At 59.1% G+C, this 16,207-nt stretch carries 12 protein-coding genes and 2 tRNA genes; 10 read left to right on the top strand and 4 right to left on the bottom strand.

What is annotated here, in order from left to right; all coding sequences use genetic code 11:
• The first annotated feature begins 22 nt into the window (after positions 1-22).
• From BLR16_RS00635 to BLR16_RS00610, 6 genes are read left to right on the top strand one after another with little or no spacing between them, the layout of a single operon-like run.
• Positions 23-955: a carbohydrate ABC transporter permease gene (locus tag BLR16_RS00635; protein ID WP_003369337.1), complete on the top strand. Its 933-nt coding sequence runs from the start codon at positions 23-25 to the stop codon at positions 953-955.
• Between the two features lie 10 nt (positions 956-965).
• Positions 966-1,799 (top strand): carbohydrate ABC transporter permease, encoded by an 834-nt coding sequence (locus tag BLR16_RS00630; protein WP_003369336.1) that lies wholly within the window; start codon positions 966-968, stop codon positions 1,797-1,799.
• Between the two features lie 30 nt (positions 1,800-1,829).
• Positions 1,830-2,936, top strand: a complete 1,107-nt coding sequence (locus BLR16_RS00625; protein ID WP_060707703.1) for an ABC transporter ATP-binding protein — start codon at positions 1,830-1,832, stop codon at positions 2,934-2,936.
• Between the two features lie 17 nt (positions 2,937-2,953).
• Entirely contained in the window at positions 2,954-4,435 is a 1,482-nt protein-coding gene (locus BLR16_RS00620; RefSeq protein ID WP_044308216.1) for a mannitol dehydrogenase family protein, read from the top strand.
• A gap of 10 nt (positions 4,436-4,445) precedes the next feature.
• Positions 4,446-5,927, top strand: a complete 1,482-nt coding sequence (xylB, locus tag BLR16_RS00615) for a xylulokinase (protein ID WP_046719457.1) — start codon at positions 4,446-4,448, stop codon at positions 5,925-5,927.
• Between the two features lie 22 nt (positions 5,928-5,949).
• Complete coding sequence (locus BLR16_RS00610) at positions 5,950-6,888, top strand: carbohydrate kinase family protein (RefSeq protein ID WP_003369326.1); 939 nt, start codon at positions 5,950-5,952, stop codon at positions 6,886-6,888.
• 101 nt (positions 6,889-6,989) lie between these two features.
• Here BLR16_RS00610 and BLR16_RS00605 read toward each other — a convergent pair whose 3' ends face one another.
• Positions 6,990-7,544: a hypothetical protein gene (locus tag BLR16_RS00605; protein ID WP_003369324.1), complete on the bottom strand. Its 555-nt coding sequence runs from the start codon at positions 7,542-7,544 to the stop codon at positions 6,990-6,992.
• 167 nt (positions 7,545-7,711) lie between these two features.
• A complete protein-coding gene (locus tag BLR16_RS00600) occupies positions 7,712-10,621 on the bottom strand; it encodes a bifunctional diguanylate cyclase/phosphodiesterase (protein WP_074807542.1) in 2,910 nt (969 codons plus the stop codon).
• A 230-nt stretch (positions 10,622-10,851) separates the two neighbouring features.
• On the opposite strand from BLR16_RS00600, the gene BLR16_RS00595 reads away from it, so the two are divergent.
• The 3 genes from BLR16_RS00595 (at position 10,852) to BLR16_RS00585 (ending at position 13,782) form a co-directional block, all read left to right on the top strand.
• On the top strand, positions 10,852-11,928 hold the full coding sequence (locus BLR16_RS00595; RefSeq protein WP_003434168.1) for an NAD(P)-dependent alcohol dehydrogenase: 1,077 nt from the start codon (positions 10,852-10,854) through the stop codon (positions 11,926-11,928).
• A gap of 304 nt (positions 11,929-12,232) precedes the next feature.
• On the top strand, positions 12,233-12,631 hold the full coding sequence (locus BLR16_RS00590) for an NUDIX hydrolase (protein ID WP_003369317.1): 399 nt from the start codon (positions 12,233-12,235) through the stop codon (positions 12,629-12,631).
• 89 nt (positions 12,632-12,720) lie between these two features.
• Positions 12,721-13,782 carry an SDR family oxidoreductase gene (locus BLR16_RS00585; RefSeq protein ID WP_003434169.1) on the top strand — a complete coding sequence of 354 codons (1,062 nt, stop codon included), beginning with the start codon at positions 12,721-12,723 and terminating at the stop codon, positions 13,780-13,782.
• Between the two features lie 135 nt (positions 13,783-13,917).
• Here the strand turns inward: BLR16_RS00585 and BLR16_RS00580 are convergent.
• A tRNA-Val gene (locus BLR16_RS00580) sits at positions 13,918-13,994 on the bottom strand.
• A gap of 660 nt (positions 13,995-14,654) precedes the next feature.
• A tRNA-Val gene (locus BLR16_RS00570) sits at positions 14,655-14,731 on the bottom strand.
• A 182-nt stretch (positions 14,732-14,913) separates the two neighbouring features.
• Here BLR16_RS00570 and BLR16_RS00565 point away from each other — a divergent pair.
• Positions 14,914-16,197 (top strand): NAD(P)/FAD-dependent oxidoreductase, encoded by a 1,284-nt coding sequence (locus tag BLR16_RS00565; RefSeq protein ID WP_003369311.1) that lies wholly within the window; start codon positions 14,914-14,916, stop codon positions 16,195-16,197.
• Positions 16,198-16,207: the final 10 nt, after the last annotated feature.

Genomic DNA, 16,207 nt, shown 5'->3' with positions numbered 1-16,207 from the left:
GCAATCCGGTTCGGAGCTCCCCATGAATACCTCAGCCTCCCCTGAACGCACGGACTTGTCCGGCGAACAGCAACCGCTCAAAAGCCGTCGATTCAAGCCGGGCTGGTTTCTGGTCAGTCCTTCGGTGGCGCTTCTGTTGGTGTGGATGATCGTGCCGCTGGGCATGACCATTTATTTCTCGCTGATCCGCTACAACCTGCTCTCCCCTGGCGAAAACGAATTCGTCGGCCTGGAAAACTTCCAGTACTTCGTGACCGACAGCGGCTTTTTGCCGGGTGCCGGCAATACCTTGCTGCTGGTCGGCAGTGTGCTGGCGATCAGCGTGATCTTCGGCGTGCTGATTTCGGCGCTGCTGGAAGCCAGTGAGTTTTTCGGTCGTGGCATCGTCCGTGTGCTGTTGATCTCGCCGTTCTTCATCATGCCCACGGTCAGTGCGCTGATCTGGAAAAACCTGATTTTCCACCCGGTGTCCGGCGTACTCGCGGCGGTCTGGAAGTTCTTCGGCGCGCAACCCATCGACTGGTTCGCCCATTACCCGATGCTGTCGATCATTATCATCGTCTCCTGGCAATGGCTGCCGTTCGCGATCCTGATCCTGATGACCGCCATGCAGTCGCTCGATCAAGAGCAGAAAGAAGCGGCGCGGCTGGACGGCGCAGGTCCCCTGGCAATCTTCTGGCACCTGACCCTGCCGCACCTGGCACGTCCGATTGCCGTGGTGGTAATGATCGAAACGATCTTCCTGCTTTCGGTATTCGCTGAAATCTTCACCACGACCAATGGCGGGCCGGGCTTTGCCTCGACCAACCTGGCTTACCTGATCTACATCCAGGCGCTGCTGCAGTTCGACGTCGGCATGGCCTCGGCGGGCGGCTTGATTGCAGTGGTCATAGCCAACATCGCGGCGATCATCCTGATCCGGATGATCGGCAAAAACCTCACCGACAAGTCATGAGGACCTTGCCATGATGACCCTCAAACAATCACGCCGTCTGCAAAGCCTGCTGCTCGGGGCCCTGTCCTGGATCATCGCTGCGCTGGTGTTCTTTCCGATCTTCTGGATGGTCCTGACCAGCTTCAAGACCGAGATTGATGCGTTCGCGACACCGCCACAGCTGTTCTTCACCCCGACGCTGGAAAACTACCTGCACATTCAGGAGCGCAGCGATTACTTCCATTTTGCCTGGAACTCGGTGCTGATTTCCTTCAGCGCGACGGTACTGGCGATGCTGATCGCGATTCCTGCGGCATATTCCATGGCGTTTTTCGAGACCAAGCGCACCAAAGGCACGCTACTGTGGATGCTGTCTACCAAGATGCTGCCGCCGGTGGGCGTGCTGATGCCGATCTATCTGCTGGCCAAGACCTTTGGCCTGCTGGATTCGCGTCTGGCACTGATCATCATCTATACGCTGATCAACCTGCCGATCGTGGTCTGGATGATTTACACCTACTTCAAGGATATCCCCGGCGAGATCCTCGAGGCCTCGCGGCTGGACGGGGCCAGCACCCGCCAGGAAATCTTTCGCGTGCTGATGCCGATCTGCAAGGGCGGCCTGGCGTCCACCGCGTTGCTGTCGCTGATCCTGTGCTGGAACGAAGCGTTCTGGTCGCTGAACCTCACCTCGTCCGCCGCGGCCCCGTTGACTGCCTTGATCGCTTCCTACTCCAGCCCCGAAGGGTTGTTCTGGGCCAAGCTGTCAGCGGTCTCGACCCTGGCCTGTGCGCCCATTCTGATTTTCGGCTGGATCAGTCAAAAACAACTGGTTCGCGGCCTGTCGTTCGGCGCTGTCAAATAGCCCGGCCCAAAGAACAAGAAGGAGTCCAACATGGCTAATCTGAGCATCCGCAATCTGCAAAAAGGCTTTGACGGTCACCAGATCATCAAGGGCATCGACCTGGACGTGAAAGACCGCGAGTTCGTGGTCTTCGTCGGGCCTTCGGGCTGCGGCAAATCCACCCTGCTGCGGCTGATCGCCGGGCTTGAGGAAGTGACATCGGGAACCATCGAGCTCGATGGCAGGGACATCACTCAGGTGACCCCGGCCAAGCGTGACCTGGCCATGGTGTTCCAGACCTATGCGCTGTATCCGCACATGACCGTCGGCAAGAACCTGTCGTTTGCGCTGGACCTGGCGGGCGGTGACAAGGCCGAGATCAAGAAGAAGGTCGATGAAGCCGCACGTATTCTGGAGCTCGGACCACTGCTGGAGCGCAAGCCCAAGCAGTTGTCCGGCGGACAACGTCAGCGTGTCGCGATTGGCCGGGCCATTGTGCGCAACCCGAAGATTTTCCTGTTCGACGAGCCGCTGTCCAACCTCGACGCCGCGCTGCGCGTGCAGACCCGCCTGGAGTTGTCGCGCCTGCATAAAGAGTTGCAGGCCACCATGATCTACGTGACGCATGATCAGGTGGAAGCCATGACCCTGGCCGACAAGGTTGTCGTCCTCAATGGCGGCAAGGTCGAGCAGGTCGGCTCGCCGCTCGAGTTGTATCACCACCCGGCCAACCTGTTCGTTGCCGGCTTCCTCGGCACGCCGAAAATGGGCTTCCTCAAGGGCAGGATCAGCCGGGCGGACAGCAGCAGTTGCGAAGTCGAGCTGGATGCCGGAACGCGTATCAGCCTGCCGGTCAATGGCGCAGGACAAAGCGTTGGCGCCGCTGTGACGCTGGGCATCCGCCCGGAACACCTGAACCTTGCCCAGGGTGATGATTGCCAATTGCAGGTGATTGCCGATGTCAGCGAACGTCTTGGCAGCGACACGTACTGTCACGTGCGCACCCGTTCGGGCGAGGCGCTGACCATGCGTATTCGTGGTGATCTGGCCAGCCAGTACGGCGAAACGCTGAACCTGCATCTCGACAGTGCCCACTGCCACCTGTTCGACGCTCAAGGTCTGGTGATTGCCAAAGCCTTGCAGACTGCCGCCGCCTGAGTTCCGGAGAGCCCTTCATGAAACTGAACAAAAACAATCTGTCCCGACTGGACGCCGACATTGCCCTGCCCGCCTACACCGTCGACAGCACTCGCCAGGGCATTGCCCATATCGGCGTCGGCGGCTTCCATCGTGCGCATCAGGCGTTTTACACCGATGCGCTGATGAACAGCGGCGAAGGCTTCGAGTGGAGCATCTGCGGCGTGGGCCTGCGTCCTGAAGACAAGGCCGTGCGCGACGCTCTGGCACAACAGGACTACCTGTACACGCTCTATGAACTGGGTGACACACCCGATACCCAAACCCGCATCATTGCCTCGATCAGCGGCATGCTGCTGGCCGATGACAGTCCGCAGGCGCTGATCGACAAGCTTGCCAGTCCGGACATCCGCATCGTCTCGCTGACCATCACCGAAGGCGGTTACTGCATCGACGACAGCAACGGTCAGTTCATGGCCCATCTACCGCAGATCCAGCACGACCTGGCAAATCCGGATCAGCCAAAGACGGTATTCGGCTTCCTCTGCGCCGCGCTGGCGCGGCGCCGGGCGCAAGGCACGCCGGCCTTTACCCTGATGTCCTGCGATAACCTGCCACACAACGGCGCAGTGACACGCAAGGCATTGCTGGCATTTGCCACGTTGCGCGATGCCGAGCTGCATGACTGGATCAAGGCAAACGTCAGCTTTCCCAACGCGATGGTCGACCGTATCACACCGATGACCAGCGCAGCCCACCGTCTGCAACTGGCAGACGATAAACACATCGACGACGCCTGGCCGGTGGTCTGCGAACCGTTCGTGCAGTGGGTGCTGGAAGACAAGTTCGTCAATGGTCGCCCGGCATGGGAGAAAGTCGGCGTGCAATTCACCGATGACGTGACGCCCTATGAAGAGATGAAAATCAAACTGCTCAACGGCAGTCATCTGGCACTGACCTACCTGGGCTTCCTCAAAGGTTATCGTTTTGTACACGAAACCATGAATGACCCGCTGTTCGTGAGCTATATCCGCGCCTACATGGACCTCGACGTCACCCCGCAACTGGCGTCGGTGCCAGGCATCGACCTGGAAGGTTACAAAGACACCCTGATCGAGCGCTTTTCCAACCAGGCGATTGCCGACCAGCTGGAACGGGTCTGCTCGGACGGTTCGTCGAAATTTCCCAAGTTCACCATTCCGACGATCAATCGTCTGATCGTCGATCAGGGCAATCTCGAGCGTGCCTCACTGGTAGTCGCCGCATGGGCGCTGTACCTGAAGGGTGTTGACGAGAACGGCACAACCTACAGGATTCCTGACCCGCGTGCCGAGTTCTGCCAGGCGCTGGTGGCTGATGACGCGCTCATTGCCGAGCGCTTGTTGGCGGTGGAAGAAATATTTGGCTCGGCCATTCCGAAATCCGCAGCCTTCGTGGCGGCTTTCGAGCAGAACCTCAATGATCTGCGCACGCTGGGTGTGAGTGGCACACTGGAAAAACTTTTGACCGCCAGGGCCTGAGGGACTTCCCATGTTTCTTGGAATCGATTGTGGGACCCAGGGCACCAAGGTGTTGGTGCTCGATACCGAAAGCGGCAACGTGCTGGGTGAAGGCTCGGCGCCGCACAGCCTGATCAGCGACCATAACGGCCGCCGTGAACAGGACGTGCAGCAATGGCTGGACGCACTGCAACAGGCGACCCGCGAGGCATTGGCAGCGTCGGGCGTTTCCGGACAGCAGATCCAGGGCATCGGTGTGTCAGGCCAGCAACACGGCCTGGTGCTGCTCGATGCCCACGGCGAGGTACTGCGCCCGGCCAAGCTGTGGTGTGACACCGAGTCGGCACCGGAAAACCAGCGCCTGCTGGACGACCTGGGAGGCGCGCAGGGGTCGCTGCAACGCCTTGGCCTGGTCATCGCCCCAGGCTATACCGTGTCCAAACTGTTGTGGACCAAGGAGCAGTTCCCGCAGCTGTTCGAGCGGATCGACAAAGTGTTGCTGCCCCACGACTACCTCAACTATTGGCTGACCGGTCGCTGCTGCACCGAGTTTGGCGACGCGTCGGGCACCGGCTACTTCAACGTGCGCACTCGCGAGTGGGACCTGCCATTGCTTGCGCACATCGACCCGAGCGGCCGGTTGGGCAAGGCACTTCCGCAGCTGTTGCAAGCCCACGAACCGGTCGGCGTGCTGCGTCCTGAAGTTGCCCGATTGCTGAGCCTGAACCCTGACGCTCTGGTGTCCAGTGGTGGCGGCGACAACATGATGGGCGCGATTGGCACGGGCAATATCCAGCCGGGGCTGATCACCATGAGCCTCGGCTCTTCCGGTACGGTGTATGCCTATGCCGATGAGGCACGGGTCAGCGAGCATGAATCGGTCGCGACCTTCTGCTCATCCTCCGGCGGCTGGTTGCCGCTGATCTGCACGATGAACCTGACCAACGCGACGACCGCCATTCGCGAGCTGTTCGCCCTCGACATCGCCGGCTTCAACCAAGCGGTCGCCCAGGCGCCGATCGGTGCCGAAGGCGTACTGATGCTGCCCTTTCTGAATGGCGAACGCGTGCCCGCCCTGCCCGACGCTACCGGCAGCATCGTCGGACTGGACAGCACCAATCTGAACCAGGCCAACCTGTCCCGCGCGGTGGTCGAAGGCACCACCTTCGGCCTTCGCTACGGTCTCGATCTGCTGCGCGACAGCGGTATCAAAAGCGAGAAGATCCGCCTGATCGGCGGAGGCTCGAAAAGTGCGGTATGGCGGCAGATCGTAGCCGACATCATGAACACCCCGGTGATCTGCACCGACCACTCGGAAGCCGCTGCGCTGGGCGCTGCCATTCAGGCGGCCTGGTGCTGGTCGCACGCCAACGGCAAGGTTCAGGACCTGCAGCAACTGTGCGAACGCTGCGTAAGTCTCGATCAAAGCAGTGAGACGCACCCCGTGGTGCATAATGTGGCCGCCTATCAGCAGGTCTATCAGCGTTATCAGGCGCAGCTGCGCAAGGTTTGAACCGTTTTTTCATGGAGCACTTATGTTTCTGGTTTGTGGCGAAGCACTGTTCGACATTTTCACCCGCGCTGATGACAGCGGTTCCCTGAACAGATTGGGGTTTGATGCGATTGCCGGTGGCTCTCCGTTCAACGTTGCGATCGGCCTGCGCCGCCTGGGTGTGGAAGCGAGCTTCCTGGCCGGGCTGTCCACCGATTACCTGGGCCGTCGGCTGCGTGCCGTGCTGGAAAAGGAAACCGTGAATACCGATCACCTGATCGAATTCGACGCACCCACTACACTGGCCATGGTCGCCGTGGGCAGCGATGGATCGCCGACTTACAGCTTTCGAGGCGATGGCTGCGCGGACCGCCAGTTGCGCCTGGAACACCTGCCGCAACTCGACGGGCAGGTACGCGGCATTCACGTCGGCTCGTTTTCACTGGTGGTGCAGCCGATTGCCGACACGCTGCTGGCGCTGGTAGCCCGTGAAAGCAGCACCCGCCTGATCTCGCTGGACCCCAATGTGCGCCTCAACCCGGCACCGGACATTCAGCGCTGGCGCAGCCAGGTCGCAGCATTCGCCGAGCATGCGCACCTGATCAAGGTCAGCGACGAAGACCTGCACCTGTTGTACCCGGACAGCGACCCACAAAAAATCGCCGAAGGCTGGCTCGGCAAGCGTACGCAACTGGTCATCGTCACTCGCGGCACGCAAGGCGCCAGCGTCTTCACCCGTCAGCACGGCACCTGGTCGGTGCCGGCAAAAACCGTGGCCACCGCCGATACCGTCGGGGCCGGGGATACTTTTCAGGCCGCGCTGCTGACCTTCCTCAGTGAACGCCAGCTCGATACGCCGCAAGGCTTGTCAACGCTGTCACGGGAAACACTGGACGAGATGCTGAACTTTGCCGTCGGCGCGGCCGCGCTGACCTGCACAAAGGTCGGGCCGGATTTGCCGTACAGGCATCAATTGGGGTGAGAGGGCTTGAATACTACCTCCATACACCCGCATCAACTGCGGTGTATGGACGGTAGTCTTCGCTTGTTCACGAAAAGGTCATCAACGTCGCCGAACAAACATCAGGCCACCATACCGGCCTTGATACCTCTGATGCGGGTGTTGATGTCATCCGCAACGTCGTTTTGCTTGTCCTTGAGCGCGTCCTGAACCTTCTGGTCAATGGCCAGTTGGTCCTGAGGTGCCATGGCGTCGTAGTCTTTCTGGGTGATGCCCGTCAGCTTTTCGCGCACTTTCTCTTCGGCTGTCTGCTTCAGAGAGTCCATGAATTTCTGTTGTACCGAATCCGTCGATGCCGTGTCAGTGGTGCTGGTGGTACCAGCCACTGAACCGATGACACCGTTGTCACGGTCAGCCGTCTTTTCCGACAGTGACGTATCACCGGCGGATTTCAGGTTGATCATCATCCGTGCAAAGGATTCGTTGTAACCACTGTTGTCCTGCTTGCTGTCCTGCGATGTCGAACTGCTGGTCTGCGCGGTAACCGGTGCCGAACCTGATGTCAGGCCAGCGGCAGCGACCGAGCTGAAGGCGTCCTGGGACACCTCGTCTACGGTCTTGCGCCCGACGACAGCTCGGGAAACAAGCTGCTCAAGCGCACTCGTGCCAATAATCATCTCTCACCTCCTGATGAACCTGTTGCGCAGGTTCAACAGCAAGTCCAGTGCCAACTGCCCTACAAATAATTAACCTGTTGATTTTAAAGATTAAATAAAAACAGGGCATACAGATCGCGTCAAAAAACGGATGCATCCGGCCGCCTGCGGCAAGCATTGGCCGAGCTTCAGCCTGCCGCACGGCCGGTGTTGATATTCAATAGCTCAATCGGCAGCGGCTCGGAAAAGTAGTAGCCCTGCGCCTGTGTGGCGCCAATCTCACGCAGCAGCTCAAGGGTTTCACGGTCCTCGACCCCTTCGGCAACCACGGTCAGATCAAGGGATTCGGCCATGCGCACGATGGCACGCACAATCGCGCGGCTGCGTACACTGGAAGCCAGGCCGAAGATAAACGACTTGTCGATTTTCAATCCGCTGAAATGGTACTGGTGCACGTAGCTGAGCGAAGAGAAGCCCGCGCCGAAATCGTCGAGCATGACCGACATGCCGTGCTCGGCCAGAAGCTTCATTGACAGGCGTGCCTGCTCGGGATCGGCCACCAGTGCGCCTTCGGTGAGCTCCAGGCACAGACGCTCGGGCGCAACATTGTGTTCGGCAAGCATCGCCAGCACTTCCGCCGCGAATGCCGGACGGGTGATGCTGTAACTCGAACAGTTCACATGCACGGGTGGCCAATGACCGTTTTCGGGTTGCGCCAGAATGGCAACCACACGCTTGAGCATGTAAAAGTCCAGACGGCCAATCAGACGCAGTCCCTCTAGCGCAGGTAGAAAGCTCTCTGGCCCGACGATTCGCCCATCCGGCATGCACCAGCGGATCAGCGCCTCGAACGCCAGCAACTTTCCGCTATTGACGCAAATCACCGGCTGAAAATAGGGAATCAACTGATCCGTACGTTTCAGCGCCGTGCGCAAGGCGCCCTCCTGCTCGACCTGATCCGATACCTCGCGACGCAACGCCTGATTGAACACCGCGAAGCTGTCCCGGCCACCATTCTTGACCCGGTACATGGCGGTATCGGCATCGCGCAGCAGGTCAGCCGGCTCCTGATGGAAGCGGCTGTCGGCGCCCACCACACCGATACTGCAGGAGGAAAAAACCGTGTGATCATCGATCACGAACGGCTGCTCGAACGCCGTCAGTATTCGCTGGGCAATCTCCGTGCCGGTCTGCAACGGCGTGTCGATGCTCAACACGGCGAACTCGTCACCGCCCAGCCGCGCCAACAGGTCCTTTTCGCGCATGCAACTGCGCAAACGCTCGGCGGCCTGCACCAGAAGGATGTCGCCGCAGTGATGGCCAAGGCTGTCATTGATCATCTTGAAGCGATCCAGATCGATGAACATGACGATCAGTTGCTGGCCATCGCGGCAGAAGTCCTGCCAGGCATGCCTCAGGCGATATTGCAAATGGCTGCGATTGGGCAGCCCGGTCAGCGAATCGTGGGAGTTTTCGTGCTGCAGTCTGGCGTTGGCCCGATCCAGCTCACGGGTCCTGTCTCGAACCCTGGCTTCAAGCAAAACATTGGCGGTATGGATCGCGTCTGCCGCGCTGCGCCGGGACAGTGCCGTATCGATGTGACGAGAAACAAAGGTGAGCAGTTCCTGATCGCGCAAGGTATAGCTGACGTCCTTGGAATAACTCTGCACCACCAGCACGCCGCGAACCTGTCCGCCGTCGAACAGCGGAATGCCCAGCCATGAAGAACAACGACCGGATTGTCGCTGGACCTCGATCTCGCCAAGGCTTTCCAGCCTGCGGGCTTCATCGTAATCGATCAGGCACGGTCGCCGCTGGCCTATCACATACTCGGTAAACCCTCGCTGCCCGCGTCGTGAACGCGGCGGCGTGGGCTTGAACTCGTCAATGTAATACGGAAAGGTCACTTCGCCCGTCGTGCTGTCGTAAAGCGCGATATAGAAATTGAGCGCCACCAGCAGCTCGCCGACGATCATGTGCAGGCTGCGGAAAAGCTCGTTCATGTCGCCGGGCTGACTGGAAAGCTCGGCAATCTGGAACAGGGCACTCTGCAGATGCTCGGCACGCTCGCGATCCCTGACTTCCTGACGCAACGCGTCATTGGCTGCAGAAAGTTGTTGCGTGCGCAGGGCTACCACCTGTTCCAGGTCAGTTCGGCGCAACTGCCGGTCCAGTGCCATCGCCACATGGCGCGACACGACGGCGAACAATGCACGATCCTGGGCACTGTAGACACGAGACACATCGTAAACCTGCATCGCGACCATGCCGAAGACTTCATCCGATGCATTTTTCAAGGGCGCGCCCATCCAGAACTCGGGCAGACGTCCGACGCAGTAAAAGCGGTTCTCGGCTTTGGCCAGTTCGATGCAGGCGGCATCGAGAAACAAAGGCTGCCCGCTGCTCAAGACATACCCGGTCAGCGACATCCGGTCAGCGTCGATAAACTCGAACGTCTCGTGAGCCATCGCTTCGTCATCGAAACGGTCAATGTAATAAGGGTACGTGATCTTGCCGCTTTGCCGGTCATACAGCGCAACGTAGAAGTTCTCGGCATCGATCAGCGCCCCCAATTGCTCATGAATGCCTTGCAGAAAAGCGCCGCGGTCCAGCGTGGAGCTGGCCAGCAGGCTGATTTCATACAGAACCCGCTGAGTGTTCTGCGCGCGGATCAACGCGGCGGTCTGCAACAGCGAGCCCAGTCTGGCGGCCAGATCCACCAGCAGGGGGTGGTCTTTGTCGGCCATCGGTGCCAACACCCAGCCCAGCACGCCCTCGCCCTGCCCTGCGACCCGGCAATGCAGCTGCAATTGAGCGCAATACGCTTCGAAGTCTTCAGCCGCGATGTGTACTGGCCAGACAACGGTGTTGTCGCCCTGTCCGAGCAGGCATTTCAGTTCGCCAGCGGCGTATGCAGCCCAGGCAATATCCGCTGTCTGCTCGCGTGCGGCGCTGATGAGTGCTTCGATGGACGCGTGACAGGAGAATCGGTCGCGGTTGGCTGCCGAGGCGCTGCCGGGAGTACGTGAGGTGCACGCTACGCTTGGGCAAAGGCCCGTGGCCAGAAGTGAGACTGTCATGGAAACACCCAGATGCATGAGCCGACGGCGGTCATCCTTAAAATAATGACCAGAGATTACAAGCGTGTCAGGCATTGTTGCAAAGTTCATACCTTTTTGGCAGACCCTTGTATTCCCCTATGACGCTTGTGTGACGCAGGGCACTACACGGCTCCCTCATGTGTCAGATTCAGGTGCATTGCCGCGCAGCGAGGCTCGGCTATGCTGTCGTACGGCGTTACATTTATTCAATTGAACAGGTGACAGTAATGGTCAAGACGTACAGCTACGCAGCGCAATCTGCCCAAGACATACTCAAACCCCATCAATTCGAACGTCGCTCGCCCGGCGCTGACGATGTTCAGATCGACATCCTTTACTGCGGCGTGTGCCACTCGGACCTGCACACTGCGCGCAATGAGTGGCACAACACACTCTATCCTTCTGTTCCGGGTCACGAAATCGTCGGTCGGGTCACGGCGGTCGGCTCCGACGTCAAGCAATTCAAGGTCGGCGACCTGGCTGGCGTCGGCTGCATGGTCGACAGCTGCCAGCAATGTACATCGTGCGCCGAGGGTGACGAGCAATATTGCGAGAGCGGCTTCACCGGCACCTACAATGGCCCGGTATTTGGCGGCGAGAACACATTCGGCGGCTACTCCGACAAGATCGTGGTCAAGGAAAAGTTCGTCTTGCGCATCTCTCATGATGCCAACCTGGCCGCCGTAGCGCCGCTTTTGTGCGCGGGTATCACCACCTATTCTCCCTTGCGCCACTGGAAGGTCGGCCCGGGCAAGAAAGTCGGCATTGTCGGGCTTGGCGGTCTCGGCCACATGGGCGTCAAGATTGCCCACGCCATGGGCGCACATGTTGTGCTGTTCACGACCTCCCCCAACAAGCGAGAAGATGGCTTGCGCCTGGGCGCCGACGAAGTAGTCGTATCCAAAGACGCGGCACAGATGGCCGCTCAGGCCAACAGCCTGGACTTTATCCTCAACACGGTCGCAGCGCCGCATGATCTGGACGCCTTTCTGTCTCTTCTCAAGCGCGACGGCACCATGACACTGGTCGGCGCGCCGGCAGAACCGCATCCGTCACCAGCGGTGTTCAACCTGATCTTCAAACGTCGCAGCCTGGCTGGCTCGTTGATCGGAGGCATTCAGGAAACCCAGGAAATGCTGGATTTCTGCGCCGAGCACGGCATCGTTTCCGACATCGAAATGATCAACATGCAGGACATCAACGAGGCTTATGAGCGGATGCTCAAGGGCGACGTCAAGTATCGCTTTGTCATCGACATGGACAGCCTCAAGCAGGAAGCGGCTGCCGACTCGAACGCTGCCTGACGTGCAGCCAACAGCCAGGGAAGGCTGAGCGCACGGACATGCCGTACGTCGCCCCCGGTGAACCGAACGCGGCTAACCGCCCACTGATGTCCATACTCTAATGCAGCAAACGGGTTGCAGACCTCGGCAACCCGCCTGCTGTGCGTCTCGCTCTGGCTGTTTCACGCTAAGACCTGAGCGGCGCACCCGCCAAAATGAACTATTTATTACATTTTGGTGACTACCACTGACTGTCTTTGAGTCTCAAGTTCACGCAGTCCTTGCAGATACTCATGTCAACGGACGTTTAACAGGTGAACGGATTATGAAACAACGCGCGACAGTCATCTGCAAACGTGACGGCCAGGTCCTTTACGTGCGCAAACCGAAATCCCGCTGGGCATTGCCCGGCGGCAGGATTGAAGCGGGTGAAACGCCCTTCCAGGCCGCAGTGCGTGAACTGTGCGAGGAAACCGGGCTTGCCGACCTTGATCTTCTGTACCTCGATGTGTACGAGAAGGATCAAGTGGCCCACTACGTTTTTACCGCTCAGGTTCCAGCCTCCAGCGAGCCATCGCCGCAGAACGAAATTGCCGCCTGCAAATGGCTTGCGCCGCAGAAACTTGACGACCTGAAAGCCAGCAGTGCGACCAAAACCATCGTCAAGTCATATGCCAACGAGTCCGAAGACGTTTCCGGTGCACGGAGCCACGTGACGGGGTAATCGGGACAATCGGGTTGAACGGTATGGCCTGATTCTGTTCTGAGACAGCAGACGGTTCATTACTTTCTTCCCCGTCTCAGGAGACCCCTATGACTCAGACCGCCCTGGTTGTTGGCGCAAGTGGCATTGTCGGCAGCGCAATCACGCAGTTGTTACTGGAAAACGATTGGCAGGTTGCCGCCCTCTCCCGTAGCCCGTCAGCGCGGCCCGGCGTGATCCCGGTTGCTGCAGACCTGCAGAACCCGGAGTCCGTACGTGTGGCTCTGGCTGATTTAAAGCCCACCCACGTTTTCATCACGACATGGTCGCGTCAGGCCACTGAAGCAGAAAACATCCGAGTCAATGCCGCGATGGTGCGTAACGTGCTGGACGCTGTGCGGCCCGCTGGCAGTGTCAAGCATGTCGCGCTGGTGACCGGCCTCAAGCATTACCTCGGCCCGTTTGAAGCGTATGGCAAAGGCACCCTGCCGCAAACGCCGTTCAGGGAATCGCAGGCGCGCCTCGATATCGAGAACTTTTACTACGCTCAGGAAGACGAAGTCTTCGCTGCCGCAGAGAAGGATGGCTTTACCTGGAGCGTCCATCGTCCGCACACCGTGACCGGTGTCGCCGTCGGCAACGCGATGAACATGGCGACGACTCTGGCCGTTTACGCCTCGATCTGTAAAGCCACGGGCCGACCTTTCGTGTTCCCGGGCTCACGTGTGCAGTGGGACAGCCTGACCGACATGACCGATGCGCGGCAGCTGGCCCGCCAGCAACTGTGGGCCGCGACCACACCTGCAGCGGCCAATCAGGCGTTCAACATCACCAACGGCGATGTGTTCCGCTGGAGCTGGATGTGGGGACAGATCGCCGAATACTTCGGCTTGCAGCCAGCCGATTTCCCGAGCGAGCCAGCCCCGCTGGAAACGCAGATGGCCAACGATCAAGCAATCTGGGATGACATTGTTCGCGAGCATCAGCTCAAGGAAAGTGACATCAACCGCCTGATTTCGCCATGGCACAGCGATGCCGATCTCGGCCGTCCGATTGAAGTAGTCACTGACATGTCGAAGAGCCGCAAACTGGGCTTCACGGCATTTCAGGCCAGTGACGATGCGTTCTTCGACGTGTTTGAAAAGCTGCGTCGTGACCGCCTGATTCCCTGAAGCTGCTCACGCTCTCGTGCCAATGCTCGCATTGGCACGAGAGCTGGCACTTTCTACGGGTAACGCAAGCACAACAAAAAAGGGCCAACCTTTCGGTTGACCCTTTTTTTACCGCCCAGCAGAGCGGATTTTGTTTGGTAGGCGCGATTGGACTCGAACCAACGACCCCCACCATGTCAAGGTGGTGCTCTAACCAACTGAGCTACGTGCCTGCTGTGGGTCGGCATTCTACGGATATTCGATTGCCTGTCAAACGCTTTTTTGCAGTAACCCTCTGAATACGTGAATTTTTTAAGGCTCCTGCCAGTGATCACGCGACATCGGATTCCTTTCGCCTTACCGGCACGCTGATCGTGCGGCCTTCTTGTGTTCACCCACCTTTTGAAACCTTACCTAGCACATTTACCAGTATCACTCATCATCCAGCCCCAATAACGCTTGCTAGCGTCATAGGCGTCGACCTATGCATCACTCAGGAGAAAAAATCATGGACGATGACGTGGCCGCACTGGTGGTTGATAACGGGTCAGGCCCGGTTCAGAGCGACAATGAAAGCAACGCTGCCTCCGAAGACGGGCCCGCTATCACGAATCGCTATGCAAGGCTGAGAAGTGACGGGATCGTCATTATGATTCAAGACATCCTGGGTCCGCCCCCGACGCCGGACTGGAAACTATGCAAGGCAGATACAAAGCCAGCCAGAGACTCGCCGAGCGGGTCGGATTTGAGTACGAAGGCACGCTTAGACAGGATCGTATGAGCATTCAGGGAGGACTGCGCAACACTCGCGTTTACTCGATCATTGGCAAAACAAAAAAGGGCCAGCCTCTCGGCTGACCCTTTTGATACCGCCCAGCAGAGCGGATTTTGTCTGGTAGGCGCGATTGGACTCGAACCAACGACCCCCACCATGTCAAGGTGGTGCTCTAACCAACTGAGCTACGTGCCTGCTGTGGGTCGGCATTCTACGGATATGCGAATACCTGTCAATCTGTTTTTTTGCTAACCCTATGAAATACAGCGTTTTTTGCCAAACTACAGGCAACGACTCTTTTCGCCTGCTGCTGGCAGAGCTTTTATATCTCGGGTACGATTGCCGCCATCGTCAAGAATATTAAACGGAGTCTCAGGATGGCAAACACGCCCTACCCGCAGTCCTTCTATGCGGCTTCAGCCAATGCTGCCCCGGAACGTCCCGCGCTGCAGGGCGAAGTCGAAACTGACGTGTGTGTCATCGGAGCGGGTTACACAGGCTTGTCCAGCGCGCTGTTCCTGCTGGAAAACGGATTTCGGGTCACGGTGCTGGAAGCGGCCAAGGTCGGCTTCGGCGCATCAGGGCGTAATGGCGGGCAGATCGTCAATAGTTACAGCCGCGACATCGATGTCATCGAGCGAACCGTGGGGCCACGCCAGGCGCAGTTGCTCGGGCAGATGGCCTTCGAAGGCGCATCCATCATTCGCGATAGGGTTTCCCGTTACGGCATTCAGTGCGACCTGAAAGATGGTGGTGTATTCGCAGCGCTGACCAGCAAGCAACTGGCGCATCTCGAAGCCCAGCAGCGGCTCTGGGAGCGGTATGGGCACACCGGCCTCGAGTTGATGGACAAGCGCCGGATCAATGAAGTCGTGGCTTGTGATCAGTACATCGGCGGGTTGCTGGATATGACCGGTGGACATATTCATCCCCTCAACCTGGCGCTGGGTGAAGCGGCGGCCGTTGAAACACTGGGTGGCACGATCTACGAGCAATCAGCGGCCATTCGTATCGAGCGCGGGGCAAACCCTGTGGTGCATACGGCGCAAGGCAGGGTCCGGGCCAAGTTCATTATCGTGGCCGGCAATGCCTACCTGGGCAATCTGGTCCCGGAGCTGGCGGCCAAGTCGATGCCGTGCGGCACTCAGGTCATCACCACCGAGCCGTTGAGCGATGAACTGGCCAAGACGCTTCTGCCGCAGGATTACTGCGTCGAAGACTGTAATTACCTGCTGGATTACTACCGCCTCAGCGCCGACAAGCGCCTGATCTTCGGCGGCGGCGTGGTGTACGGTGCCAGAGATCCTGCCAATATCGAAGCCATCATCCGGCCGAAAATGCTCAAGGCGTTCCCGCAGCTCAAGAACGTGAAGATCGACTACGCGTGGACCGGCAACTTCCTGCTGACCCTGTCTCGTCTGCCCCAGGTCGGACGACTGGGCGACAACATCTATTACTCGCAGGGCTGCAGCGGACACGGCGTGACCTACACCCACCTGGCCGGCAAGGTACTGGCCGAGGCGCTGCGCGGTCAGGCAGAGCGCTTCGATGCGTTCGCCGACCTGCCCCACTACCCGTTCCCCGGCGGACAGCTGCTGCGCACCCCGCTGACCGCGCTGGGCGCATGGTATTACAGCCTGCGTGACCGACTCGGTTTCTAGATTTGCTGAA

The sequence above is a fragment of the Pseudomonas sp. BS3767 genome (assembly GCF_900099665.1).
Classification (GTDB): domain Bacteria; phylum Pseudomonadota; class Gammaproteobacteria; order Pseudomonadales; family Pseudomonadaceae; genus Aquipseudomonas; species Aquipseudomonas cerasi.
Note: the sequence above shows the minus strand (reverse complement) of the source record. Positions and strands in the feature narration are given on the sequence as shown.

What these genes read in the sequence shown, in the direction of transcription:
- BLR16_RS00635 (WP_003369337.1), top strand. Translation starts at nt 23, where the DNA reads ATGAATACCTCAGCCTCCCCTGAACGCACGGACTTGTCCGGCGAACAG.
- BLR16_RS00630 (WP_003369336.1), top strand. Translation starts at nt 966, where the DNA reads ATGATGACCCTCAAACAATCACGCCGTCTGCAAAGCCTGCTGCTCGGG.
- BLR16_RS00625 (WP_060707703.1), top strand. Translation starts at nt 1,830, where the DNA reads ATGGCTAATCTGAGCATCCGCAATCTGCAAAAAGGCTTTGACGGTCAC.
- BLR16_RS00620 (WP_044308216.1), top strand. Translation starts at nt 2,954, where the DNA reads ATGAAACTGAACAAAAACAATCTGTCCCGACTGGACGCCGACATTGCC.
- xylB (WP_046719457.1), top strand. Translation starts at nt 4,446, where the DNA reads ATGTTTCTTGGAATCGATTGTGGGACCCAGGGCACCAAGGTGTTGGTG.
- BLR16_RS00610 (WP_003369326.1), top strand. Translation starts at nt 5,950, where the DNA reads ATGTTTCTGGTTTGTGGCGAAGCACTGTTCGACATTTTCACCCGCGCT.
- BLR16_RS00605 (WP_003369324.1), bottom strand. Translation starts at nt 7,544, where the DNA reads ATGATTATTGGCACGAGTGCGCTTGAGCAGCTTGTTTCCCGAGCTGTC.
- BLR16_RS00600 (WP_074807542.1), bottom strand. Translation starts at nt 10,621, where the DNA reads ATGCATCTGGGTGTTTCCATGACAGTCTCACTTCTGGCCACGGGCCTT.
- BLR16_RS00595 (WP_003434168.1), top strand. Translation starts at nt 10,852, where the DNA reads ATGGTCAAGACGTACAGCTACGCAGCGCAATCTGCCCAAGACATACTC.
- BLR16_RS00590 (WP_003369317.1), top strand. Translation starts at nt 12,233, where the DNA reads ATGAAACAACGCGCGACAGTCATCTGCAAACGTGACGGCCAGGTCCTT.
- BLR16_RS00585 (WP_003434169.1), top strand. Translation starts at nt 12,721, where the DNA reads ATGACTCAGACCGCCCTGGTTGTTGGCGCAAGTGGCATTGTCGGCAGC.
- BLR16_RS00565 (WP_003369311.1), top strand. Translation starts at nt 14,914, where the DNA reads ATGGCAAACACGCCCTACCCGCAGTCCTTCTATGCGGCTTCAGCCAAT.